The sequence below is a fragment of the Amycolatopsis plumensis genome, from assembly GCF_042652605.1.
Lineage (GTDB): Bacteria > Actinomycetota > Actinomycetes > Mycobacteriales > Pseudonocardiaceae > Amycolatopsis > Amycolatopsis plumensis.
Map to the genome: position 1 here is coordinate 231,635 of NZ_JBHSJY010000001.1, position 22,585 is coordinate 254,219.

A 22,585-nucleotide genomic window follows, 5' to 3' on the forward strand; every position below is an offset into this window, starting at 1 on the left:
CTCAGGCCGGCGGCGGCCGGAGACGACCGAGCTGCTTCGAACACGGGCCGACCGGATTGCCACACCACCGTTGCCCCAGCAGGCTGTTCACGAGTGCCACGGCGACAACGGCTTCACCGTTCGCCACCGGCAACGCCGCCAGGAACGCGACACCCTCGTGCTGGATGATCCAGGTGAACACGACAATACTGGTGAACACGGTCAAGTACAGCCACCGCACGGCTCGTGCGGTGGCCATGTGCGGACGCGATGCCGCGGCCGACACCGCGGAATTGCTATACATCCTCGGCTCTCCTGCTCGGTGCAACTGACAGTTCAGGGCGACCGGCAACCGGTATTCGTCTCGCCCGCGGCAAGTATGTCCGACTGGAAAGACCGGCTTCCACCTATCGCGGCAGTCTCAAATCAATTACGCGGCCGTGAAGCGGACTGAGCAGCCCCCGTTTTCCACGCTACCTGAGGGGTACGACAAAGCCCGGCGCTCCGCAACCGGAGCACCGGGCTTCGTCCACAACTTCAGGAAGCACCGGGCTTCCTCCACACATCAGGAAGCCGGCAGCGCCGCCAAGCGAGCCGTGATGCGGTCGATGTCCGCCGCCGCCGTCTCCTTGCGGGTCTTGATCTTCGCCACGACCTGCTCCGGGGCCTTCGCGATGAAAGCCTCGTTGCCGAGCTTCGCCTCCGTCTGCGACAGCTCCTTCTCCGCCGCCGCGAGGTCCTTCTGGAGGCGCTTGCGCTCGGCCGCCACGTCGACCGTGCCCGACAGGTCCAGCTCCACCGTCACCACGCCGTCCGCCAGGGCCACCTCCAGCGAGGCGCTCGCCGCGAAGCCGTCCGACGCCGGGGTCAGGCGCACCAGGGAGCGGACCGCCTCTTCGTGGCCGCCCGCGTAGCCCGCCAGCCGGGCCGCCACCTTCTGGCCCGGCTTCAGGCCCTGGTCCGCGCGGAACCGGCGGATCTCCGTCACCAGCTTCTGGACGTCCGCGATCCGGGCGTCGGCCGAAGCGTCCGCGTAACCCTCGAACGGCACCGGCCAGGACGCCACCACCAGCGACTCGCCGCCGGTCAGCGCCGTCCAGAGCTTCTCGGTGATGAACGGGATGAACGGGTGCAGCAGCCGCAGCACCGTGTCCAGCACGTGTCCGAGCACGGCACGGGTGGCCGAGACGCGCGCGGAATCCCCTTGGTACAGCTGGACCTTCGCCAGCTCCAGGTACCAGTCGCACAGCTCGTTCCAGGTGAACTGGTAGAGCGCGCCCGCCACCTTCGCGAACTGGAAGTCCTCGAACAGGCCGTCCACTTCGGACACCAGCGCGGCGAGACGCCCCAGGATCCAGCGGTCCGACTCGGTCAGTTCCGCAGACGCAGGCAGCGGAGCGGCGACCGAAGCGCCGTTCATCATCGCGAACTTCGTCGCGTTCCACAGCTTCGTGCAGAAGTTGCGGGAACCCGCCGCCCACTCGTCGGCCAGTGCCATGTCCGCGCCCGGGTTGGCGCCACGGGCCAGCGTGAACCGGGTCGCGTCCGCGCCGTAGGCGTCCATCCACTCCAGCGGGTCGATCACGTTGCCGCGCGACTTCGACATCTTCTTGCCCTGGGCGTCGCGGATGAGCCCGTGCAGGTAGACGTGGTCGAACGGCTGCTTGCCGTCCATCTGGTGCACGCCGAACATCATCATCCGGACGACCCAGAAGAAGAGGATGTCGTAGCCGGTCGAGAGCACGCTCGTCGGGTAGAACTTCGCCAAGTCCTCCGAAGAGGAGGGCCAGCCGAGCGTGGACATCGGCCACAGGCCGGAGGAGAACCACGTGTCCAGCACGTCCGGGTCCTGCGTCCAGCCCTCGCCCGACGGCGGCTGCTCGTCCGGGCCGACGCACACGACTTCGCCGTCCGGGCCGTAGTACACCGGGATGCGGTGGCCCCACCACAGCTGGCGCGAGATCGTCCAGTCGTGCATGTTGTCGACCCAGTCGAAGTAGCGCTTGCCCAGCTCCGGCGGGTGGATCTTGGTGCGGCCGTCGCGGACCGCGTCGCCGGCCAGCTTGGCCAGCTGCTCGACCTTGACCCACCACTGCAGCGACAGCCGCGGCTCGACCACCGTGTCGCAGCGCGAGCAGTGCCCGACCGCGTGCACGTACGGCCGCTTCTCGGCGACGATCCGGCCGAGCTCCCGCAGCGCCGCGACGATCGCCGGGCGCGCCTCGAACCGGTCGAGGCCCTCGAACGGCCCCGGCGCGGTGATCTCCGCGCGCTCGTTCATGATCGTCAGCATCGGCAGGTCGTGGCGGCGGCCGATCTCGAAGTCGTTCGGGTCGTGCGCCGGGGTGACCTTCACCGCACCCGTGCCGAACTCCGGGTCGACGTGCTTGTCGGCCACGATCGGGATGCGGCGGCCGGTCAGCGGCAGCTCGACCTCGGTGCCGACCAGGTGCGCATACCGCTCGTCGTCCGGGTGGACGGCGACCGCGGTGTCGCCCAGCATCGTCTCGGCGCGGGTGGTGGCCACGACGATCGCGTTGTCGCCGTCGCCGTAGCGGATCGAGACGAGTTCGCCGTCGTCGTCGTTGTGGTCGACCTCGATGTCCGACAGCGCCGTCTGGCAGCGCGGGCACCAGTTGATGATCCGCTCGGCGCGGTAGATCAGGCCCTCGTCGTAGAAGTTCTTGAACACCGTCTGGACGGCCTTGGAGAGGTTCTCGTCCATGGTGAAGCGCTCACGCGACCAGTCGACGCCGTCGCCAAGGCGCTTCATCTGGCCGAGGATCTTGCCGCCGTACTCGGCCTTCCACTCCCAGACGCGCTCGACGAACTTCTCGCGGCCCAGGTCGTGGCGCGAAAGCCCCTCGCCGGCCAGCTGGCGCTCGACGACGTTCTGCGTCGCGATGCCCGCGTGGTCCATGCCCGGCAACCACAGCACCTCGTAGCCCTGCATGCGACGGCGGCGGCTCATCGCGTCCATCAGGGTGTGGTTGAGGGCGTGCCCCATGTGCAGCGAACCGGTGACGTTCGGCGGCGGCAGTACGATCGAGAACGGCGGCTTCCCCGACGAGGCGTCGGCCGTGAAGTACCCCGCCGCTACCCAGCGGTCGTACATCGGTGCTTCCTCGGCGGCCGGGTCCCAGGCACCCGGAAGGTCGGTGGTCTGCTGCGGAGCGTTCTCGGTCACAATGGACAAGTCTACGAACCCGTCACGGCGGGTCACCCAGGGGGAAGGCACTCGGGATGACACAGCCTCAGCAGCCGCAGGATCCGGACGACCGGCGCCTCGAGACGCACCCGGACCTGATGAACCCGGATTGGCAGAAGTACGCCGCCCGGGACGCCTGGCTGGGCGCGAAGAAGGACCTCAAGAAGCGCCGCAAGCAGGAACGCCGCACGGGGGGTTACCGGCAGCCGGGGGCGAGCCGCTGGCCGGGCGTGCTCGCCCTGCTCCTCGTGGTCGTGCTGGTCGCCGCGGCGGTCGTCGTGCACCAGCTCCAAGGCGTCGGCGTCAACGAATTCGTGTACTTCGGGTAACGCCGGCCGACCTGAGGCAGGCCCGCGAGCAGCCCTCCCCCGCCGCCCGGCCGGATCTTCGTCACAACCAGATACACAGTTCGAACTGCACAGTTAAACTGTGTACATGGGCGAAATACCTCCGCACGTCGCCGAGAGCGCGGGCTGGATCCGCGGGGTCGTCGCGCAGCTGCACCGGCGGCTGCGTCACGTCGACAACGCCGGGATCCTGACGCCCTCGCAGTCCGCCGTGCTCCACCGGCTCCACCGCGAAGGCCCCGCCACGCAGGGTGAGCTCGCCGCCGCCGAGCACGTGCGGCAGCAGTCGATGGCCGCCACCCTCGGCGTCCTCGACGAGCTCGGCTACCTCGACCGCACGCCCGATCCGGCCGACCGGCGGCGGGTGGTGATCAGCCTGTCCGGCGCCGGGCGCGACACCGTGCGCGGGATCCAGCAGCACCGGGACGAGTGGCTGGCCCAGGCGCTGCTGGACGAGCTGTCCCCCGCCGAACTCGACGCCGTCACGCGCGCGCTGCCGCTGCTGCAGCGCGTCGCCGAACGCTGAAGGAGCTCCTCACGGCCACCGTCACCGCACCCGCGAAATTCGGCGCCCGCCTGGTCACCCCGCTGGTGGCCAGCGCGGTGCTCAACCCGATCAACTCCACGCTCATCGCCGTCGCGCTCGTGCCGATCGGGCAGAGCTTCGGAGCCGGTCCCGGCCAGACCGCCTGGCTGATCTCCGCCCTCTACCTGGCCACCGCCGTCGGGCAGCCGGTGGTCGGCCTGCTGGTCGACCGCCACGGCGCCCGCCGCGTCCTGCTCGGCGGGGCGAGCCTGGTCATCGTCGCCGGGGTCGCGGGCATGATCCCGATCTCCGTCGGGTGGCTGACCGGCGTGCGCGTCGTCCTGGGCCTGGGCACGTGCGCCGGGTTCCCGGCCGCGATGGCCGTGCTGCGCCACCACGCCGAAGCGCACGGCCAGGGCGTGCCCGCCCGGGTGCTGTCGGTGCTGTCGATGTCCGCCCAGACGGTGATGGTGATCGGCCCGACGCTGGGCGGGCTGCTGATCGGGCTCTTCGGCTGGCCGGCGATCTTCGCGGTGAACATCCCGCTCGCCGGGCTCTCGCTGGTCCTGGCCCTGCTGTGGGTACCGAAGGACGACCGCGGCGAGCGCACCGCCACCCGGATCGACGTGCTCGGCATCGCGCTGTTCTCCGCGACGCTGCTCGCGCTGCTGTTCTTCCTGATGGACCCCGGCGCCGAGGTCTGGCTGCTCGCCGTGGTCGCCGCCTTCGGGACCGCCTTCGCCCTCGTCGAACTGCGGCGCGACGCGCCCTTCCTCGACTTGCGGATGCTCGCCGCCAACGGCGCAATCCTGCGGACCTACCTGCGGCAGGCGCTGAGCTTCATGGCCATCTACGCGATCATGTTCGGGTACGTCCAGTGGCTGGAGACCGCGCGGCAGCTGTCCGAGGAGGCCGCCGGGCTGATGCTGCTGCCGATGTCGGGCACCGCCGTCTGCGCCGCGGCGTTCTCCGGGCGGGCGTCCGGCATCAAGGCGCGGCTGGTCACCGTCGCGGTGGCCCTCGCGGGCGGCTCGGCACTGCTGCTGCTCGTCCACGACGGCACCTGGACCGGCGCCCTGCTCGCCCTGGCCGCGCTGTTCGGCCTCGCGCAGGGGCTGACCAGCGTCGCGAACCAGACGACGCTGTACCGCGAAGCCCCGGCCGAGCAGATGGGCACCGCGAGCGGCCTGTTCCGCACCGCCCAGTACCTCGGGGCGATCGTGGCCTCGACGCTCATCGCGCTCTGCTACGGCCCGCACGCGGACTCGGCCGGCCTGCACCGGCTGGCCCTCGCGCTGGTCGTCATCAGCGGGCTGCTGCTGGTGGTCACCGTCGCCGACCGGGGCCTGCGCGCCGCCCGCGCGTGACCCCGGTGGCCGTCGGCGATCATCGAGGCGCACGATGGGCGCATGACCCGTGAAGCGCCGGCGCAGGACGTGGACGAAACCCGCCTCGAGGTGGGCAAGCCGAAGGGCTGGGCGGCCGGGATCCCCGGGGTCGCCGTGTCGCTCGCCCGGAGCGTCGAGCAGATGGGCACCGGCCGGACCGTCAAGGCGCTGCGGCTGCTGAACCAGCGCGAAGGCTTCGACTGCCCGGGCTGCGCGTGGCCGGAACCCCGCGAGGTCGACGGCGAGAAGCGCAAGCTGGCCGAGTTCTGCGAGAACGGCGCCAAGGCCGTCGCCGAGGAAGCCACGAAACGGCGGGTGGACCGCGCCTTCTTCGCGAAGCACCCGATCACCGACCTCGAAACCAAGACCGACTACTGGCTGGGCCAGCAGGGCCGGATCACCGAGCCGTTCGTGCTGCGCGAAGGCGCGACGCACTACGAGCCGATCTCCTGGGACGCCGCGTTCGAGCTGGTCGCGGGTGAGCTCAAGGCGCTGACCGACCCCAACGAGGCGATCTTCTACACCTCCGGCCGCACCAGCAACGAGGCCGCGTTCCTCTACCAGCTGCTGGTGCGCTCCTTCGGCACGAACAACCTGCCCGACTGCTCCAACATGTGCCACGAGTCCTCGGGCGCGGCGCTGTCGGCCACCACCGGCGTCGGCAAGGGCTCGGTGAGCCTGGCCGACATCCACCAGGCCGACCTGATCGTCGTCGTGGGGCAGAACCCGGGCACCAACCACCCGCGGATGCTCTCGGCGCTGGAAGAAGCCAAGGGGAACGGCGCGAAGATCGTCGCCGTCAACCCGCTGCCCGAAGCGGGGCTGATGCGGTTCAAGAACCCGCAGAACGTCCGCGGCGTCGTCGGCAAGGGCACGCCGCTGGCCGACGAGTTCGCCCAGGTCCGCCTCGGCGGCGACCTCGCGCTCTTCCAGGCCGTCGGGCACCTGCTGCTGGCCTGGGACGCCGAAGCGCCCGGCGCGATCGTCGACCGCGAGTTCGTCGACCGGGTCACCGAGGGCTTCGCCGACTACGCCAAGCACCTCCGGGAGATCGACTGGCCGGAGATCGAACGCGCCACCGGACTCCCCCGAGCGCAGATCGAACGCGTCGCGCGGATGATCGCCTCCTCCGAGCGCACCATCTACTGCTGGGCGATGGGCCTCACCCAGCACAAGCACGCGGTGCCGACGATCTCCGAGATCGCGAACCTCGCGCTGATGCGCGGCATGATCGGCAAGCCCGGCGCGGGCCTGTGCCCGGTGCGCGGGCACTCGAACGTCCAGGGCGACCGGACCATGGGCATCTGGGAGAAGATGCCGCAGTCCTTCATGGACGCACTCGCGGCCGAATTCGGCATCGAGGTCCCGCGCGAGCACGGCTTCGACACCGTCGACGCGATCCGGGCCATGCGCGACGGCCGCGGCAAGGTGTTCTTCGCCGTCGGCGGCAACTTCGCCTCGGCGACGCCGGACTCCGAGCTGACCGAGAAGGCGCTGCGCTCCTGCTCGCTGACCGTGCACGTGTCCACCAAGCTGAACCGGTCGCACGTCGTGCACGGCCGCACCGCGCTGGTCCTGCCGACGCTCGGCCGCACCGAACGCGACGTCCAGGCGAGCGGTGAGCAGTTCGTCACGGTCGAGGACTCGATGTCGCAGGTCCACGCCTCGCGCGGGCGCCTGAAGCCGGCGAGCGAGCACCTGCTCTCCGAGGTCGCCATCGTCTGCCGGCTCGCGGAGAAGCTCTTCGGCCCGGGCCACGCCGTGCCGTGGCGAACGTTCGAGGCCGACTACGACCTGATCCGCGACCGCATTTCCCGGGTCGTGCCGGGCTGCCAGGACTACAACCGCCGGGTCCGCGAGCCGGACGGCTTCGTGCTGCCGCACGCCCCGCGCGATTCCCGCGAGTTCACCGGGACCGCCAACGGCAAGGGCAACTTCACGGTCTCGGAGCTGGAGTACCCGCAGGCGCCCGAAGGCCGGCTGCTGCTGCAGACCATGCGCAGCCACGACCAGTACAACACCACGATCTACGGGCTCTCGGACCGCTACCGCGGGATCGAGAACGCCCGGCGCGTGGTCCTGGTCAACCCGGACGACCTCGCGGCGCTCGGCCTGGCCGACGGTGCCCTGGTCGACCTGGTCTCCGAGTGGCGGGACGGCGATCGCCGGGCGCCGGCGTTCCGGATCGTCGCGTACCCGACCGCGCGCGGCTGCGCGGCGACCTACTTCCCGGAGGCGAACGCGCTGGTGCCGCTGGACTCGGTGGCGGACAAGTCGAACACGCCGGTGTCGAAGGCGATCGTCGTGCGGCTCGAACCGGTCGTGGCGGACCCTCAGCCCTGATAGTCCTTCTGCAGGGTGCCGGTCATGTCCGTGACCACCGCCTGCACGTTGTCCAGCGTCGCGGGCTGGATCAGCGCGGCCTCGGTGCCGCCGTCGGTGATGGCCACGCCCAGCACGACGTTCCCGGTCCGCACCGCGGCCCACTGCTCGGAGAAGCCGGCCTCGTCACCGACCCCGGTGGCGAGCCGGACCCCGGAGTGGTCGCCGAGCGCGTCGGTCATCAGCTGGCTGGCCTTGGCGGCGGCCTCGTCCGCGTCGGACTGCGTGAACCGCACGACGGCGATCGTGACGAGCCGGTAGTCCTGCAGGTTCGGCTTGCCGCCGCCGAGGTCGCGCGCGTACAGCTTGCGGCACGTGGTGACCTCGTTGCCCTCGCTGGCGTGGTCTTCCGGGATGACCTTGGCTTCGGCGGCCTTCACCGAGTCAACCGGGATCTCGACGGTTCCCGGCGCGAGCTGCGCCTGCGCGTTCGGCCCGGGCAGCCGGCAGGCGTCGATCGCGCCCGGATAGTGCACCGAAGCGGACGCCGACTGGCACCCGGCACAAAGAACGGCTGAAGCGAGGACGGGCAAGATCCACCCACCCCGGGCGACGCTGCTGCGCATAAATTCCGGACTTCCCGTATTCCCTGAAATCGATTTTCCAAGATCGCCCACCCGATAGGGTGAACTTTCTCCCGCAGCGCGGTCCTGTCCGCGCCGACGGTCATCGCACCCTGCCTCACCAGCGCGTCAGCGTCAAGACCACTGACTCGGGTGGTCCACTGTGGTCCAGTGGGCGGATGCGTGCGGAAATTCCCGCACATTTCAGGGATTCGACGGAAAATCCGGAACTTCGCCGTCGTTCAATTCGCGGCCGGGTCAGTCCACGCAGACGACGCCGTTCGAAGTGATGGGATCGTCCGAAACGCCCCCGGGACCGGTGCCACCGCCGCCCGCCGCGCCGGGGCCGGCGTACACCGTCCCGAGCACCACCTCGATGTGCCCGGCCGGCACCGACGCGGACTGCTGCGTCGTCAGCCCGCCCAGCAGCTTCGCCACCTCGGCGCCGCGTTCGGCCAGTGCGGGGCCGAAGCGGACGAGCGAGGTCCGCCGGGTGTCGGAGTTGCCGGTCGCGCGCGAGGTGAACCCCTTCTCCCGCAGGACACCCGCCACGCGGCCGGCGAGCCCTTCCTTCGGGCCCGCGTTGGAGACGTCGACGGTGACCGCCGCGGCGGGCGCCGAGGCCGGCGGCGCGGTGGGCGCGGCAGGCGGCGCGCCGCCGATCAGGCTCGCCGCGAAGGCCTTCACCGCGGCCGGGTCGACCTGCACCGCCGTCGCGCGGGGGTTGTTCGCCGGGTCGTACCGGTAGTCGATGTTGACGACCGGGATCGTCGCGAACTGGATCCCGCCGCCGCTGACCCCGCGCATCTGCCCGACGAAGTCGAGCAGGTTCCACGAGCCGTCCAGCACCACCGAGCGCTTCACCGCGTCGATCAGGTCCGACAGCTTCCCCGGATCGGCCAGCGTGCCCGCCGAGAGCACCTGCCGGGCCAGTCCGGCGAGGAACACCTGCTGGCGCCGGACGCGGGCGAAGTCGGTGCCCGGGAGCCCGTCGCGCTGCCGGACGAAGGCGAGGGCGTCCGCGCCCGAGACGCGCTGGGGGCCGGCCTGGAAGTTCGCGCCCGAGTTCTCGTCCTTGGTGGCCTTCTTGAGGCAGACGTCGACGCCGCCGACGGCCTTGCTGATCTCGTAGAAGCTGAGCAGGTTGACCTCGGCGAAGTGGTCGATCTTCACCCCGGTGAGGTCCTCGACCGCCTGCCGCGTCGCCCGGCGGCCCGCGGTGAGCGCACCCTGGTTGATCTTCGCCTTGTCGGTCTCGCCCGCGGTGCGCAGCCGCCGCGCTTCCGCCGCCTTCGCGCGCCCGAACGCGCCGTTGATCTTGCCCTTCCCGCCCGCCATCGAGACGTAGCTGTCGCGCGGGATGGAGAACGCTTTCACCTCCTTGGTGCCGTTCGGGATGCGCAGCACGATCAGCGTGTCGGTGAGGTCGTCGCCGTTGGCGCCGGCCCGCAGCTCACGCAGCATCTCCGGCGGGAGCGGGTTGCCCTGGTTGTCGGAACGGGCGTCCCGGCCGACGAGGAGGATGTCGAGCGAGCCGTCGGCAGGCTGCTCCCCCGGCTTCGCCCCGCCGCCCTCCTCGTCGATCACGTTGTCCCGCGTCACGCCGTCGAGGGCGCGAAGGTTGACGTACCCGTACGCCGTGCCGCCGAGCACGACGAGAGCCAGCCCGGCGACGGCGATCTTCCCCAGCACATGCACGCCACCCTGGACGCCCGGGCGCCGGGCACCGCTGCACGAGTGAGAGTTGGGTCACATCCGAAGGTGTGACGCCCCGTTGAGATCGAGGATCGCGCCGGAGGCCCAGGCGGCTTCGGCCGAGGCCAGGTAGACGACGGCCGCGGCGACCTCCTCGGGCGTGCCCACCCGGCCGAACGGGCTCTGCGCGCGCACCGCGTCGTCGATGCGGGCGGCCACGCGCTCGGTGGCGGTGAACCCGGGCGCCACCGACGTCACGGCGATCCCGTGGGGCGCGAGGGAAACGGCCAGCGACTGGCCGAACGCGTGCAGAGCGGCTTTGCTCGCGCCGTATGCGGGGTGGTCCGGCTCGCCCTTGAAGGCACCGCGCGACCCGATGTTGACGATCCGGCCGGGCGCGCCGCGCCCGATGAGGTGCCGGGCGACGCAGTAGCTGAGGTTCGCGGCCGCGACGAGGTTGACGTCGAGGGTGCGCCGCCAGATCCGCTGCCAGTCCGCATAGGACACTTCGGCGATCGCGTGCGCGGTCTCGGCCGACGTCGCGACGGCGGCGTTGTTGACCAGCACGTCGACCCCGCCGAGCCCGGCCTCGGCCGCGTCGGCGATGCGCCGCGCGGCTTCGGGGTCGGCGAGGTCGCCGCCGATCAGCACGTGCCCCTCGCCGGGGAGCGCTTTCAGCGTCTCCTCGGCGTCCGCGGCGCGGTGTCCGTAGTGGACGGCCACCCGGTCACCCCGCGCCGCGAACGCGGTGGCCACCGCGCGCCCGATACCGCGGGACGCGCCGGTGACGAGAACTCCCCTGCTCATCCGAACAGCTGGACCAGCTTCAGGAAGAGCTGGTACACCCCGTACCCGAACGGGAGCACCACCCACGCCCAGGCCAGCACGATCAGCGGTGTCCGGTGGGGTTTCGCCGTCGGTTCGGTCATCACGCCTCACTCCTCGCGGCCGCGGGGACCGGCTCGTGGAACTTCTCCTTGACCGGGCGCACCAGCTCGTTGGCCACGAAGCCGACCACGAGCAGGCCGATCATGATGTAGAACGACGTCGTGTACAGGTCCGGGCCGGACTTGCCCGCCGCCTTTTCGCCGTCGGCGATGCGGTTGACGATCAGCGGGCCGAGCACGCCGGCCACCGACCACGCGGTGAGCAGCCGGCCGTGGATCGCGCCCACCTGGTAGGTGCCGAACAGGTCCTTCAGGTACGCCGGGACCGTCGCGAACCCGCCGCCGTAGAAGGAAAGGATCACCATCGCGCACAGGATGAACACGAGCTTCGACGAGTTCTGCGTCAGCGCGATCACCAGGTACAGCAGCGCGCCGACGCCGAGGTAGGTGCGGTAGATGTTCTTGCGCCCGACCAGGTCCGAAGTGGACGACCAGACGAACCGGCCGAGCATGTTGCACAGCGACAGCAGCGCGACGAACCCGGCCGCCGCGGCCGTGCCGACCGGGGTGGACGTGTTCTTGAAGAAGTCGACGATCATCGGGGACGCCTTCTCCAGGATCCCGATGCCCGCGGTCACGTTGAAGCACAGCACCACCCACAGGCACCAGAACTGCGGCGTCTTGATCGCGTTGGCGGCCGAGACGTTCGCCGTGCTGATCATCGCCTTGCCGTGGTCGGTCTTCGGCTCCCAGCCCGCCGGCTTCCAGTCGTCGGCCGGCACCCGCACGAGCAGCCAGCCCATCGACATGAACACCGCGTAGACGACGCCGTGGATCAGGAACGCCGTCGCGATGGTGCTCGCCGTGGGCGCGGTGCCCAGCATCGACGACGACCACGGCGAGGCGATCAGCGCGCCACCGCCGAAGCCCATGATCGCGATGCCGGTGGCCATGCCCGGGCGGTCCGGGAACCACTTGATCAGCGTCGACACCGGCGAGATGTAGCCGATGCCGAGCCCAATGCCGCCGATTCCGCCGTACCCGAGGACGACCAGCCAGAACTGCCCGGTCGCCACGCCGAGCGCGGAGACGAGGAACCCGCTGGCGAAGCAGCACATCGACACGAACATCGCCCAGCGCGGGCCGTTCTTTTCGACGAGGGTGCCGCCGAACGCGGCGGACAGCCCCAGCATGACGATGCCGAGCTGGAACGGCAGGGAACTCTGGGTGCCGTTGAGGTGCAGGGTCTTCTCGAGCGGGGTCTTGAAGACGCTCCACGCGTAGGCCTGCCCGATCGACAGGTGTACCGACAGGGCCGCCGGCGGCACCAGCCAGCGCGTCCAGCTCGGCGGTGCCACGATCCGGGATCGGTCCAGGAAGCCGAGAGCCATCGGTTCCCTCCGTATTCTGAGGATGATGAAGGGAATGTATTACTAAATCACCGGTGTTGCACCATACGAGTGTCGAACTTTCGGGCAGCGAAGGATGTGCTGATGGGCAGGGTGACCGTGCGCAGGCCGGTGCGGCGGATCTCCGCGACCGGGGACCGGCGCCGCCCCGACGCGCTGGCGGCCGAAGAGCCCCTGGAGCTGCGGGTCGGCGGCCGGGCGCTGGCGGTGACCATGCGCACGCCCGGGCACGACGTCGAACTCGCGCACGGGTTCCTGCTGTCCGAGGGCGTGATCGGCGGGCGCGCGGACGTGGCGGTGGCCCGCTACTGCGACGGCGTCGACGACCAGGGCCGCAACACCTACAACGTGCTGGACATCGCGCTCGCCGACGGCGTCCCGCCACCGGACACCGGCGTCGAGCGCAACTTCTACACGACGTCGTCGTGCGGGGTCTGCGGCAAGGCCGCGCTCGACGCGGTCAAGCTCCGCACGCGGTTCTCCCCCGCCTCGGCGGCGTTCGCGGTGAAGAGTTCGACCCTGGCGGGCCTGCCCGACGCCCTGCGCGCCCGCCAGAAGGTGTTCGCCAGCACCGGCGGCCTCCACGCGGCGGCGCTGTTCAGCCCGGACGGCTCGCTGGACGTCGTCCGAGAAGACGTCGGCCGGCACAACGCGGTGGACAAGGTGCTGGGCTGGGCGGTCCTCGAAGACCGGATCCCGGCGCCGGGCCACGGCCTCCTGGTGTCCGGGCGAGCGTCGTTCGAGCTGGTGCAGAAGGCGGCGATGGCGGGCATCGGGCTGCTGGCCGCGGTGTCGGCGCCGTCGTCGCTGGCGGTGGAGCTGGCCGAGGAGAACGGCATGACCCTGGTCGGCTTCCTGCGCGGCGACTCGATGAACCTCTACACCGGCGACCACCGCATCCTCACCTAGCCCGGCCCCGGTGGTCGTGAGTGGCAAGGAGGGTTCTAACCCGCCTTACCACTCACGAGGCCGAGGCGACCCAGTTGCCGTGGAAACCGTGGGGCACGCGGTCCGGCAGGTGGATCGCCGCGACCGTCTCCAGCGTTTCCGCGTCCAGGATCGTCAGGTCGCTGCGCTGGGTCGCCGGGTCGAAGACGAAGCCCATGAGGACGCCGTCGTCCTCCGCGGCCTCCTCGTGGCGGGGGACGAACACGAACTCGGCCGGCTGGCGGCCCGCGCCGAACACGCGCTCTTCCCGGGTACCCGTGTGGAAGTCGTGCTTGAACAGCGAGCCGCCGGGCTGCGCGCCGGCGTCGGCCGACATCGTGTAGCCGTAGCGGTGGCGGTGGCCGACCAGGCGCTCGTCGACGCGCGGGAACTCCTGGCCGCGGTCGTCGAGGCGCTCCTCCAGCACCTTGCCCGCGGCCAGGTCGACCGTCCAGCGGTCCAGGGTCGGGCCGCCCTCGTCCGGGCCGTGCAGCTCCGTGTCGAACATCCGGGGGTGGCGGACGACCTCGAGCACGACGCTGTCACCGTCGTCGTAGGCGTTGAGCGGGTGGAAGACGTAGCACGGCTCGACCTCGAACCACCGGACGTCCGCGTTGCCGCCCTCGCGCGGCATCACGCCGATCCGCGCCGGGTACTTCGGGTTCCAGCGGTAGGGCAGGCCGCCGTTCGCGCCGATCGTGCGGGCCATCATCGCGGTCACCGGGTCCGGCACGCGGACCTTGCCCACCATGGCCGACACGACCAGCTTCGCCGGGGTGCGCAGCGCGGTCGGCACCCCGGCGGCGACCGCCATCCCGGCGTTGAACGTCACGGGCAGGTCGTAGAACACGACGTGGTTCTCGGTCAGGGAGAAGTCGTGCATCATCGGCGACCCGGTGACCTCGACGTCGACCGTGCGGCGGGCGCGGCCGGCCGTGTCGATCACCGAGTACTGGACCTTGTTGCCTATGCCGAAGAAGTACGAGACGGCGTGCAGCTCGCCGGTGCGCGGGTCGCGCTTGGGGTGGGCGGTGTAGCCGCCGGGAAGCGTGCCGTCGAAGTCGCAGCGGCCGACGGTGTCGAGCTCGTCGGTCAGCTCGTAGATCGGCGCGCCCGCCTCGACCAGGGCAAGGGTCTTGCCCGCGTGGCCGATGACGTTGGTGTTGGCGCCGAGCGCGTCCAGCCCGCAGAACCGGCTCGCGTCCTCGCCGTCGAGCGCCGCCGCGACGGCGGGGTTGCGGACCCACCGGTTGCGGTACCACTCGGCCTTCCCGTCGCGCAGGCGCACGCCGTGGACCATGCCGTCGCCCATGAACCAGTGGTAGGCCGCCGGGTCCACCTCGGACAGCGGGTTCGGGCCGTTGCGCAGGTACCGGCCGTCGAGGAAGTCCGGGATCCGGCCGGTGACGGCGAGCTCGGTGATCGTGTGCTCCCGGCTGACCGGGGCGAAGTTTCCTTCGAGGAACCTGTTGCCCATGGGACCCCTCCATAACTTGGTTATGGAACTAGATATAACAGGGTTATGGGATACTGGCAAGCATGAGCCCCAAACCGCGCGCGACCGACGTCAAGGCCCGGCTCGTCGAGGCCGCCATCCGGCTGCTCGACGAGAACGGACCCGAAGCCCTGCAGGCCCGCAAGCTGGCGGCGGAGGTCGGCGTCTCGACGATGGCGGTCTACACGCACTTCGGCGGCATGGCCGCGCTGGTCGACGAGGTCGCGCGGGCCGGCTTCCTGCGCCTGTCGGAGTGGCTGGCCGGGGTCCCCCTGACCGACGACCCGGTGGCGGACATCTTCAGCCTGGCCCGCACCTACCGGCAGGCGGTCGCCGAGCAGCCGCAGCTGTTCGCGGTGTCCTTCGGCCAGTCCGCTCCCGGCGGCAAGCGGGCGACGCTGTCCGACCTCACCACCGCGGAAGGCCGCGAAGCCGCCCAGGAGGGGCTGGAGGCGTTCGCCCACATCGTCCGGGCGACCGAGCGGGCCATCGCCGCCAGCCGGTTCCGGCCCTCCGACGAGTACCAGGCCGCCGCCCAGCTCTGGAGCGCGCTGCACGGATTCGTCACACTGGAGGCGTCGGGGCACTTCGGCCCCGGTGAACAGGGCATAGACCACATTTTGATCCCCCTCGGGATCACCATGGCGGTGGGTCTCGGGGACACTGTGGACGAAGCCGGGCGCTCGGCCGAGGCCGCGCGGGCGGCTTGGCGGGCGAGGATCGGAAACGCCGGGCAGGGTGTTGACGAATAACCCGGTGAACGCCGGACGCGAGGGAACGCGGAGCGGGTGCGCGGCGTCCTTATCAGGGGGCAGGGGGATGGAGACAGGGTGAACGAGGAAAACGGGGACGCGGAGCCGGCCGGAGCGGTCGCCGGGGCGGTCCAGGGCGCCCGGCGGTGGATCGGCCGCCGGTCGGTGCTGATCGCGGGCGCGTCCGGGCTGGCCGTGACCGGGCTGGCCGTCGGCACCGCGACCGGCAAGCTGCCGTTCAGCCAGGCCCTGCAGCGCACGCTCGGCGTGACGTCGTCGAACCCGACGACCCAGCTGGGCAGCACGCGCGTCGAGCGCGTCTACTCCGCGGCCCGCGGCCGGATGGTCGACCTGGTGTTCATCCTGCCGTCGAAGACCCCGCCGAAGGGGCTGCCGATGTCGCTGATGCTGCACGGCCTGCACGGCAACGCCCGCAGCGCGGCGCCCACCGGCACGCTCAAGCAGCTCGCCAGCGACGTCGCCCGCAAGGCGGTGCCGGCGTTCGGCTTCGTGGCCGTCGACGGCGGCGACAACTACTGGCACCAGGTCCACCCGGGCGACGACCCGATGGCGATGCTGCTGGAGGAGGTCCCGCAGTGGCTGCGGGCCCGCGGCTTCGCCGGCCCGACCGGGCAGCCGTTCGCCTGCACCGGCGTGTCGATGGGCGGGTTCGGCGCGCTGGTGTACACGCGCCGCCGGGTCGAGCGGCGCCAGCCGCCGTCCGCCGTCGCGACGCTGGCCCCGGCGCTGATCACGTCCTGGCCGGAGATGGCCAAGCGGCACATCTTCACGGGCATCCAGGACTGGACGGCCCTCGACCCGCTGCGGCACGTCGACGAGACCAAGGGCGTGGCCAACGGCATCTGGTGCGGCACGGAGGACTCGTTCATCACCGGCGTCCGCCGCTACATCGAGGCGGCGCACCCGGCGGTCGCGCACACCGCCCACGGCAAGCACGGCGACTCGTTCAACCGCACGGTGGTGCCCAGCCTGGTCAGCTTCCTCGGCAAGCACGTCCCCCGCGCCGACTGACCCAGCCCGGTCCCCATGCAGTGAATGACTCATTCCTGGCGTCGGATGCCAGGAATGAGTCATTCACTGCGTTCGGGCGGCGGGGCGGCGGGTCAGCGGGTGAAGTGGATGCGGGTGATGGTGCGGCCCGGGACCCAGTACGTGCGGACCAGGTCGGCCACGCGGTTGACCAGCAGCAGGCCGCGGCCGCCCAGGGTGGTCGCCGACGGCGGGATGCGGCCGGCCAGCGGCTCGGCGATCGTGCCCTCGTCGCTCACCTCGCAGACCACCTGCGAGGCCTCCGCCCACAGCCGCAGGACGCCGGTGCCGCCGCCGTAGAGGACGCTGTTCGTCGTCAGCTCGGCGATCGCCAGCGCGAAGTCGTCGCGGCGGGGCCGGCGCAGGCCGTGCCGGGCGGCCCAGATCTCCGCGAAGCCGCGCAACGACGCCAGTTGCGCCAGGTCGAATTCGCGCTCGACCGCGCCCGGCGGCGGCTCGAGCGGCCGGGTGAAGTCCGCGCGGACGCCGTCCGGGTCGAACCGCTGGCTGGTGAACGGCCCGGCCAGCCCCCACAGCTCGGGGTGGGTGCGCTCGGCGTCGGCCAGCACCGGCGGCGGCAGGGCCCCGACGTCGTACGGGCAGAGCACCGCCAGGTCACGCCCGGCGAAGGCGTTGTTGATGAGGGCTTCGTGCACCACGCACGCCGGGTACTCCGCGTCCGAGCGGCCGGCCCAGATCGGCTCGCCCACGATGCGCACCGGGCCGGCGTGCTCGGCGGAGAAGGCGTGCAGCACCGACGGCAGGATGGCGCCGGGGTTGCGGCCCGCCCGCTGCATGTCGATCAGCCGGACTTCGCCCGCCCGGTCTTCCAGCGCCTTCTCGATCAGCAGGAGGTTGGGGCCGGGGACGGCGACCGCCGCCGGTTCGCCCCGGTCGAGTCCCTCGAGCAGGAACGGGATGACACCGTCCAGGTACTCGGTGTCGCCGCGATAGAAGAGTGCCGGATGCCGGAACGGTCTGAGGGCATCAACCACGAACGTGGCTTACCCCCGCTGGAACGAACCCAAACCCGCCGGATGACGGAATGTCACTCCACCCAACGGCCGACCACCGCGATCAGCCAGAAGCCGACGATGGTCGCCAGCGCGAACAGGAGCACCCAGTTGAACAGCTGACGCCGCTCGGTCGCGCCGCGGGCCTGCCGCAGCCCGTAGGCCGCGACGACGAACAGCGGCACGGGGATCAGCGGCAACGGGGACAGCCGCGAGACGACGGCGACGACACAGGTGCCGGTGAACACGGCCAGCATGCCCATCAGCACCCGGTTCAGCCACGGGTACCGGTCGGCGACGGACGCGATCACGCGCTCGCTCAGCTCGCGGAACCCCAGGACCGGTCCGGCCGGGGTCGTCCCGGCCGGGGTGGTCCCGGCGGGTTCCGGGGCCGGCGGCGCCGGCGCTTGCACGCCGCCGCCCGGAGCAGCCCCGGAACCCGGGAAAGAGTCAGCAGTCATTCAGCTTTCCTGTCGGGTCTCCGGGCCGGGCGGCCCGGAGACGCCCGGCGTCAGGCCGACTTCTCGCCGCGCTCGCTGCGCGCGCGCCGCGTCGGCTGCCGGGCGACGATCGTCGGGTTCACGTTCTCCCGGACGGTCTGCTCGGTGATGACGACCTTCGCCACGTCGTCGCGGCTCGGGATGTCGTACATCACCGGCTGGAGCACTTCTTCCATGATCGCACGCAGCCCGCGGGCACCGGTCCCGCGCAGGACCGCCTGGTCGGCGATGGCCTCGAGCGCGGTCTTGGTGAACTCGAGCTCGACGTTGTCCATCTCGAAGAGCTTCTTGTACTGCTTCACCAGGGCGTTGCGCGGCTGGGTGAGGATGTTGACCAGCGAGTCCTTGTCCAGGTGGTTCACCGTCGCCACGACCGGGAGGCGGCCGATGAACTCCGGGATCAGCCCGAACTTGATCAGGTCCTCCGGCATGGTGTCGGAGAAGACGTCGCTCTCCTCGATCTCGGACTTGGTGCGGATCTCCGCGCCGAAGCCGAGGCCGCGCTTGCCGACCCGCTCGTTGATGATCTTCTCCAGCCCGGCGAACGCGCCGGCCACGATGAACAGCACGTTCGTCGTGTCGATCTGGATGAACTCCTGGTGCGGGTGCTTGCGGCCGCCCTGCGGCGGCACCGAGGCGGTGGTGCCCTCGAGGATCTTCAGCAGCGCCTGCTGGACGCCCTCGCCGGAGACGTCCCGGGTGATCGACGGGTTCTCGCTCTTGCGGGCGATCTTGTCGACCTCGTCGATGTAGATGATCCCGGTCTCGGCCCGCTTGACGTCGTAGTCCGCCGCCTGGATGAGCTTGAGGAGGATGTTCTCGACGTCCTCACCGACGTAGCCAGCCTCGGTCAGCGCCGTGGCGTCCGCGATGGCGAACGGCACGTTCAGCAGCTTCGCGAGCGTCTGCGCCAGGTAGGTCTTGCCGCACCCGGTGGGGCCGAGCATCAGGATGTTCGACTTGGCGAGCTCGACCGACTCCTCCTTGGAGTCCTTCGGCCCGGCCTTGTCGTCCGCCTGGATCCGCTTGTAGTGGTTGTAGACCGCCACTGCCAGCGTCCGCTTGGCGTCTTCCTGGCCGATGATGTACTGCTCGAGGAATTCGTGGATGTCGGCGGGCTTGGGCAGCTCGTCGAGCTTGACGTCGCCGGCTTCGGCCAGCTCCTCCTCGATGATCTCATTGCAGAGGTCGATGCACTCATCGCAGATATAGACCCCGGGGCCGGCAATGAGCTTCTTCACCTGCTTCTGGCTCTTCCCGCAGAAAGAACACTTCAGCAGGTCTCCGCCGTCACCGATCCGTGCCATGGCCGTTGACCTCGTCCCCTCCGGCGCGGGTTCGGCGCGCCTGACGTGTGTTGCGACGGTGCGACCCCCCGGTGCGGTGACCGGGTGCGAGCCTCACACATTGCCACTGACGGTACCCGTCCGATGCCGCGGGCGGGAACACCCACGAGCTCCGGGAGCACGTCAGAGGACGACCCTAAACCAGGATGCCGGTGTGTGTCGTCTTCTCGACACACACCGGCCTGGCGGATCTAAAGAGCCGACGCCTTACGGTACGGCAGCACCTCGTCGATGATGCCGTACGCCTTGGCCTCTTCGGCCGTGAGGATCTTGTCGCGCTCGATGTCGGTCCGGATCTGGTCCGGGTCCTTGTTCGTGTGCTTGGCCAGGATGACCTCCATCTGGCGCCGCACCCGCTGGATCTCGTTGGCCTGGATCTCCAGGTCGGAGACCTGGCCGTAGGTGCCCTCGGTGGCCGGCTGGTGGATCAGCACGCGGGAGTTCGGGAGCGCGTAGCGCTTGCCCGGCGTGCCGGCCGACAGCAGCACCGCGGCGGCCGAGGCGGCCTGGCCGAGGCAGTACGTCTGGATGTCCGGGCGGACGAACTGCATGGTGTCGTAGATCGCCATCAGCGAGGTGAACGAGCCACCCGGCGAGTTGATGTAGACCAGGATGTCGCGGTCCGGGTCCTCGTGCTCGAGGTGCAGCAGCTGGGCCATCACGTCGTTGGCCGACGCGTCGTCCACCTGCACGCCGAGGAAGATGACCCGCTCTTCGTACAGCTTGTTGTACGGGTTCGACTCCTTGACCCCGTAGCTGGTCCGCTCCACGTACGACGGCAGGATGTACCGCGACTGGGGGATGCTCGGGCCCTGGAAGTCACCCGGGAGCCTGAAGTTGCTCATCGAAAGTCTCCTTGGTGCTTCGGGCTCAGCGGGAGCCCGGACGGGCGATGTCGGCGGTGAGGACGTGGTCGACGAACCCGTAGTCCTTCGCCTCCTGCGCGGTGAACCAGCGGTCGCGGTCGCCGTCCTTGATGATCTGCTCGACCGTCTGCCCGGTCTGGTCCGCGGTGATCCGGGCCAGCTCCTGCTTCCACTTGTTGAACAGGTCCGCCTGGATCGCGATGTCCGACGCCGTGCCGCCGACACCGGCCGAGGGCTGGTGCATCAGGATGCGGGCGTGCGGGAGCGCGTAGCGCTTGCCCGGCGTGCCCGAGGAGAGCAGGAACTGCCCCATCGAGGCCGCCATGCCCATCGCGTAGGTCGCGACGTCCGGGCGGATCAGCTGCATGGTGTCGTAGATGGCGAACCCGGCGGTGACCGAGCCACCCGGCGAGTTGATGTAGAAGCGGATGTCGGACTCGGCGTCGTCCGCGTCGAGCAGCAACAGCTGCGCGGTGATCCGGTTGGCGACCTCGTCGTTGACCTCGGAACCGAGGACGACGATGCGCTCCTGGAGCAACCGCTCGAACACCGAGTCGGTGAGGTTGAGCCCTGCGGTGCCGGTCCGCGCCTCGGGCGTGTGCTGCGTCACGTCTGCCTGCCTTTTCGCGCCGGCGGCGGCCCGGTGCTGACGGCCACCGCTGTCGTTTCAGATGCTTGAGATCTTGTATCCGACCCTAACGAACTTGGGCGGTGCAGAATGCCTGACACCGCCCAAGTTCGCTCACAGCTTCACTCCGCCGGAGTCTTCGCCGTTTCGTCGGTGACCTGCGTCTCCTCGGTTGCCGGCTCGTCGCTGCCGAACAGCTCCGAGAGGTCGACCTCGGCGCCGGAACCGTCGGTGACGGTCGTCTTGCGGACCACGGAGGCGAGGGCCTTGCCGCGGCGCACGTCGGCGTAGATCGCGGTCAGCTGGCCCGACTGCTGGGCGCGCTGGACGTACTCGTCCGGGCTGATCCCGAAGCGCTGGGCCTGGTAGATGATCCGCTCGGTGAGCTCGCCGTCGTTGACCGACACCGCTTCCTTGTCGGCGATGGTGTCCAGCAGCAGCTGCGTGCGGACGGCCTTCTCCGACTCGGTGCGGGTCTCCGCGTCGAACTCTTCGAGCGTGCGGCCTTCGGCCTCGAGGGCCTTGGCGAACTGGGCCTCGTCGTGGTCGAACGGGTGGATCGCGTCGTGCTTGCGGTTCTCGATCTCGGCGTCGAGGACCTTCTCCGGGATCGGCACCTCGGTGCGCTCCAGGAGCTCGTCGAGCACCTTGTCGCGGGCCTGGACGCCCTGCTGCATCTTCTTGACGCGGCCGAGCCGCTCGCGCAGGTCGTTCTTGAGCTCGTCGATCGTGTCGAACTCGCTGGCCATCTGGGCGAACTCGTCGTCGGCCTCGGGCAGCTCGCGGGTCTTGACCGACTGGACGGTCACGGTCACCTCGGCGTCCTTGCCGGCGTGCTCACCGGCGACGAGCTGGGTGGTGAACGTCTTGGTCTCGCCGGCGGTCGCGCCGATGATCGCCTCGTCGATGCCGTCGACGAGCTGGCCGGAGCCGATCTCGTAGGACAGCCCGCTGGTGCTCGCCTCCTCGACGGTCTCGCCGTCGACGGTCGCGGACAGGTCGATCGAGACGAAGTCGCCGTTTTCGGCCGGGCGCTCGACGCCGGTCAGCGTGCCGAAGCGGGCGCGCAGCTCGTCGAGCTGCTCGTCGACCTCCGCGTCGGTCAGCTCGACGTCGTCGACGGTGATCGCGAAGCCGTCCAGGTCGGGCAGCTCGATCTCCGGGCGCACGTCGACCTCGGCGGTGAACTCGAGCACGTCGCGGTCCTCGAGCTTGGTCACGTCGAACTCGGGGTTGCCGAGCGTGCGGACCTCGTTGGCGCGGACGGCCTCGATGTACTTGGCCGGGATGGCCTCGTTGACGACCTCGTCGAGCACCGGGCCGCGCCCGATCCGGCTTTCCAGGACGCGAGCGGGCGCCTTGCCGGGCCGGAAGCCCGGGATGCGCACCTGCTGGGCGATCTTGCGGTAGGCGCGGTCGAAGTTCGGCTTGAGCTCGTCGAACGGCACCTCGACATTGATCTTGACTCGCGTCGGGCTGAGCTGCTCGACGGTGCTCTTCAAGGTCTTCTCCTCGAGCGGTAACGATTGTGGTGGACAATCCTGCGGAAATGGCCCCGGCCACGTGCAGGCCGGGACGTCCGAGTCTAGGCCAGTGGCCTCCGCCACCGGGCCGGGGGCCACCT

21 protein-coding genes are annotated in these 22,585 nt (G+C 70.3%); 7 read left to right on the forward strand and 14 right to left on the reverse strand.

Features of this window, described 5'->3' with window-relative positions; translation table 11 throughout:
- Position 1 precedes the first annotated feature (1 nt).
- Both ACFPLC_RS01205 and ACFPLC_RS01210 read right to left on the reverse strand, forming a co-directional pair.
- Entirely contained in the window at positions 2 to 283 is a 282-nt protein-coding gene (locus tag ACFPLC_RS01205; RefSeq protein WP_378235654.1) for a hypothetical protein, read from the reverse strand.
- A gap of 261 nt (positions 284 to 544) precedes the next feature.
- Positions 545 to 3,166 (reverse strand): valine--tRNA ligase, encoded by a 2,622-nt coding sequence (locus ACFPLC_RS01210; protein WP_378196932.1) that lies wholly within the window; start codon positions 3,164 to 3,166, stop codon positions 545 to 547.
- A gap of 56 nt (positions 3,167 to 3,222) precedes the next feature.
- Between ACFPLC_RS01210 and ACFPLC_RS01215 the strand changes: the two genes are divergently transcribed.
- From ACFPLC_RS01215 to ACFPLC_RS01230, 4 genes are all read left to right on the forward strand, one after another.
- Entirely contained in the window at positions 3,223 to 3,516 is a 294-nt protein-coding gene (locus ACFPLC_RS01215) for a hypothetical protein (protein WP_378196934.1), read from the forward strand.
- A 106-nt stretch (positions 3,517 to 3,622) separates the two neighbouring features.
- Complete coding sequence (locus ACFPLC_RS01220) at positions 3,623 to 4,060, forward strand: MarR family winged helix-turn-helix transcriptional regulator (protein WP_378196937.1); 438 nt, start codon at positions 3,623 to 3,625, stop codon at positions 4,058 to 4,060.
- 65 nt (positions 4,061 to 4,125) lie between these two features.
- Entirely contained in the window at positions 4,126 to 5,427 is a 1,302-nt protein-coding gene (locus ACFPLC_RS01225; protein ID WP_378196940.1) for an MFS transporter, read from the forward strand.
- A gap of 42 nt (positions 5,428 to 5,469) precedes the next feature.
- The gene (locus ACFPLC_RS01230; RefSeq protein ID WP_378196943.1) at positions 5,470 to 7,791 is read left to right on the forward strand and encodes an FdhF/YdeP family oxidoreductase; all 2,322 of its coding nucleotides are present in this window, start codon (positions 5,470 to 5,472) and stop codon (positions 7,789 to 7,791) included.
- Here the strand turns inward: ACFPLC_RS01230 and ACFPLC_RS01235 are convergent.
- The 5 genes from ACFPLC_RS01235 to ACFPLC_RS01255 all read right to left on the reverse strand — a co-directional run bounded on the left by ACFPLC_RS01235 (position 7,782) and on the right by ACFPLC_RS01255 (position 12,366).
- On the reverse strand, positions 7,782 to 8,363 hold the full coding sequence (locus ACFPLC_RS01235; protein WP_378235655.1) for a hypothetical protein: 582 nt from the start codon (positions 8,361 to 8,363) through the stop codon (positions 7,782 to 7,784). The genes ACFPLC_RS01230 and ACFPLC_RS01235 overlap by 10 nt on opposite strands.
- A gap of 288 nt (positions 8,364 to 8,651) precedes the next feature.
- Positions 8,652 to 10,091: an LCP family protein gene (locus ACFPLC_RS01240; protein ID WP_378196949.1), complete on the reverse strand. Its 1,440-nt coding sequence runs from the start codon at positions 10,089 to 10,091 to the stop codon at positions 8,652 to 8,654.
- Positions 10,092 to 10,142: 51 nt separating this feature from the next.
- On the reverse strand, positions 10,143 to 10,895 hold the full coding sequence (locus tag ACFPLC_RS01245; protein ID WP_378196952.1) for an SDR family NAD(P)-dependent oxidoreductase: 753 nt from the start codon (positions 10,893 to 10,895) through the stop codon (positions 10,143 to 10,145).
- Positions 10,892 to 11,017 carry an MFS transporter small subunit gene (locus ACFPLC_RS01250; protein WP_268246858.1) on the reverse strand — a complete coding sequence of 42 codons (126 nt, stop codon included), beginning with the start codon at positions 11,015 to 11,017 and terminating at the stop codon, positions 10,892 to 10,894. Before ACFPLC_RS01250 ends, ACFPLC_RS01245 begins: the two co-directional genes overlap by 4 nt.
- On the reverse strand, positions 11,017 to 12,366 hold the full coding sequence (locus tag ACFPLC_RS01255) for an L-lactate MFS transporter (protein ID WP_378196955.1): 1,350 nt from the start codon (positions 12,364 to 12,366) through the stop codon (positions 11,017 to 11,019). Before ACFPLC_RS01255 ends, ACFPLC_RS01250 begins: the two co-directional genes overlap by 1 nt.
- 102 nt (positions 12,367 to 12,468) lie before the next feature.
- Between ACFPLC_RS01255 and fdhD the strand changes: the two genes are divergently transcribed.
- On the forward strand, positions 12,469 to 13,293 hold the full coding sequence (fdhD, locus tag ACFPLC_RS01260; protein WP_378196958.1) for a formate dehydrogenase accessory sulfurtransferase FdhD: 825 nt from the start codon (positions 12,469 to 12,471) through the stop codon (positions 13,291 to 13,293).
- Positions 13,294 to 13,345: 52 nt separating this feature from the next.
- Here the strand turns inward: fdhD and ACFPLC_RS01265 are convergent, their stop codons facing one another.
- Complete coding sequence (locus ACFPLC_RS01265; protein ID WP_378196961.1) at positions 13,346 to 14,788, reverse strand: carotenoid oxygenase family protein; 1,443 nt, start codon at positions 14,786 to 14,788, stop codon at positions 13,346 to 13,348.
- A 62-nt stretch (positions 14,789 to 14,850) separates the two neighbouring features.
- Here ACFPLC_RS01265 and ACFPLC_RS01270 point away from each other — a divergent pair, with 62 nt between their 5' ends.
- Positions 14,851 to 15,558, forward strand: coding sequence for a TetR/AcrR family transcriptional regulator (locus ACFPLC_RS01270; protein ID WP_378196964.1), 708 nt, complete (start codon positions 14,851 to 14,853; stop codon positions 15,556 to 15,558).
- A gap of 78 nt (positions 15,559 to 15,636) precedes the next feature.
- Complete coding sequence (locus tag ACFPLC_RS01275) at positions 15,637 to 16,590, forward strand: alpha/beta hydrolase (protein ID WP_378196967.1); 954 nt, start codon at positions 15,637 to 15,639, stop codon at positions 16,588 to 16,590.
- 92 nt (positions 16,591 to 16,682) lie between these two features.
- On the opposite strand, the gene ACFPLC_RS01280 is transcribed toward ACFPLC_RS01275, so the two are convergent.
- The 6 genes from ACFPLC_RS01280 to tig form a co-directional block, all read right to left on the reverse strand.
- Entirely contained in the window at positions 16,683 to 17,603 is a 921-nt protein-coding gene (locus ACFPLC_RS01280; protein ID WP_378196970.1) for an anti-sigma factor RsbA family regulatory protein, read from the reverse strand.
- A 53-nt stretch (positions 17,604 to 17,656) separates the two neighbouring features.
- Positions 17,657 to 18,082, reverse strand: a complete 426-nt coding sequence (locus ACFPLC_RS01285) for a hypothetical protein (protein ID WP_378235656.1) — start codon at positions 18,080 to 18,082, stop codon at positions 17,657 to 17,659.
- A gap of 50 nt (positions 18,083 to 18,132) precedes the next feature.
- Positions 18,133 to 19,428, reverse strand: a complete 1,296-nt coding sequence (gene clpX, locus ACFPLC_RS01290; RefSeq protein ID WP_004562779.1) for an ATP-dependent Clp protease ATP-binding subunit ClpX — start codon at positions 19,426 to 19,428, stop codon at positions 18,133 to 18,135.
- Positions 19,429 to 19,658: 230 nt separating this feature from the next.
- On the reverse strand, positions 19,659 to 20,312 hold the full coding sequence (locus ACFPLC_RS01295) for an ATP-dependent Clp protease proteolytic subunit (RefSeq protein ID WP_091316263.1): 654 nt from the start codon (positions 20,310 to 20,312) through the stop codon (positions 19,659 to 19,661).
- Positions 20,313 to 20,337: 25 nt separating this feature from the next.
- A complete protein-coding gene (locus ACFPLC_RS01300; RefSeq protein WP_091320319.1) occupies positions 20,338 to 20,943 on the reverse strand; it encodes a ClpP family protease in 606 nt (201 codons plus the stop codon).
- 140 nt (positions 20,944 to 21,083) lie between these two features.
- Positions 21,084 to 22,463, reverse strand: a complete 1,380-nt coding sequence (tig, locus tag ACFPLC_RS01305; protein WP_378198330.1) for a trigger factor — start codon at positions 22,461 to 22,463, stop codon at positions 21,084 to 21,086.
- Between the last annotated feature and the right edge of the window lie 122 nt (positions 22,464 to 22,585).

Bases quoted from the DNA above. Each gene is read 5' to 3' on its own strand.
- ACFPLC_RS01205 (WP_378235654.1), bottom strand. From the start codon at position 283: ATGTATAGCAATTCCGCGGTGTCGGCCGCGGCATCGCGTCCGCACATG.
- ACFPLC_RS01215 (WP_378196934.1), top strand. From the start codon at position 3,223: ATGACACAGCCTCAGCAGCCGCAGGATCCGGACGACCGGCGCCTCGAG.
- ACFPLC_RS01220 (WP_378196937.1), top strand. From the start codon at position 3,623: ATGGGCGAAATACCTCCGCACGTCGCCGAGAGCGCGGGCTGGATCCGC.
- ACFPLC_RS01230 (WP_378196943.1), top strand. From the start codon at position 5,470: ATGACCCGTGAAGCGCCGGCGCAGGACGTGGACGAAACCCGCCTCGAG.
- ACFPLC_RS01245 (WP_378196952.1), bottom strand. From the start codon at position 10,895: ATGAGCAGGGGAGTTCTCGTCACCGGCGCGTCCCGCGGTATCGGGCGC.
- ACFPLC_RS01250 (WP_268246858.1), bottom strand. From the start codon at position 11,017: ATGACCGAACCGACGGCGAAACCCCACCGGACACCGCTGATCGTGCTG.
- ACFPLC_RS01255 (WP_378196955.1), bottom strand. From the start codon at position 12,366: ATGGCTCTCGGCTTCCTGGACCGATCCCGGATCGTGGCACCGCCGAGC.
- fdhD (WP_378196958.1), top strand. From the start codon at position 12,469: ATGGGCAGGGTGACCGTGCGCAGGCCGGTGCGGCGGATCTCCGCGACC.
- ACFPLC_RS01265 (WP_378196961.1), bottom strand. From the start codon at position 14,788: ATGGGCAACAGGTTCCTCGAAGGAAACTTCGCCCCGGTCAGCCGGGAG.
- ACFPLC_RS01270 (WP_378196964.1), top strand. From the start codon at position 14,851: ATGAGCCCCAAACCGCGCGCGACCGACGTCAAGGCCCGGCTCGTCGAG.
- ACFPLC_RS01285 (WP_378235656.1), bottom strand. From the start codon at position 18,082: ATGACTGCTGACTCTTTCCCGGGTTCCGGGGCTGCTCCGGGCGGCGGC.
- clpX (WP_004562779.1), bottom strand. From the start codon at position 19,428: ATGGCACGGATCGGTGACGGCGGAGACCTGCTGAAGTGTTCTTTCTGC.
- ACFPLC_RS01295 (WP_091316263.1), bottom strand. From the start codon at position 20,312: ATGAGCAACTTCAGGCTCCCGGGTGACTTCCAGGGCCCGAGCATCCCC.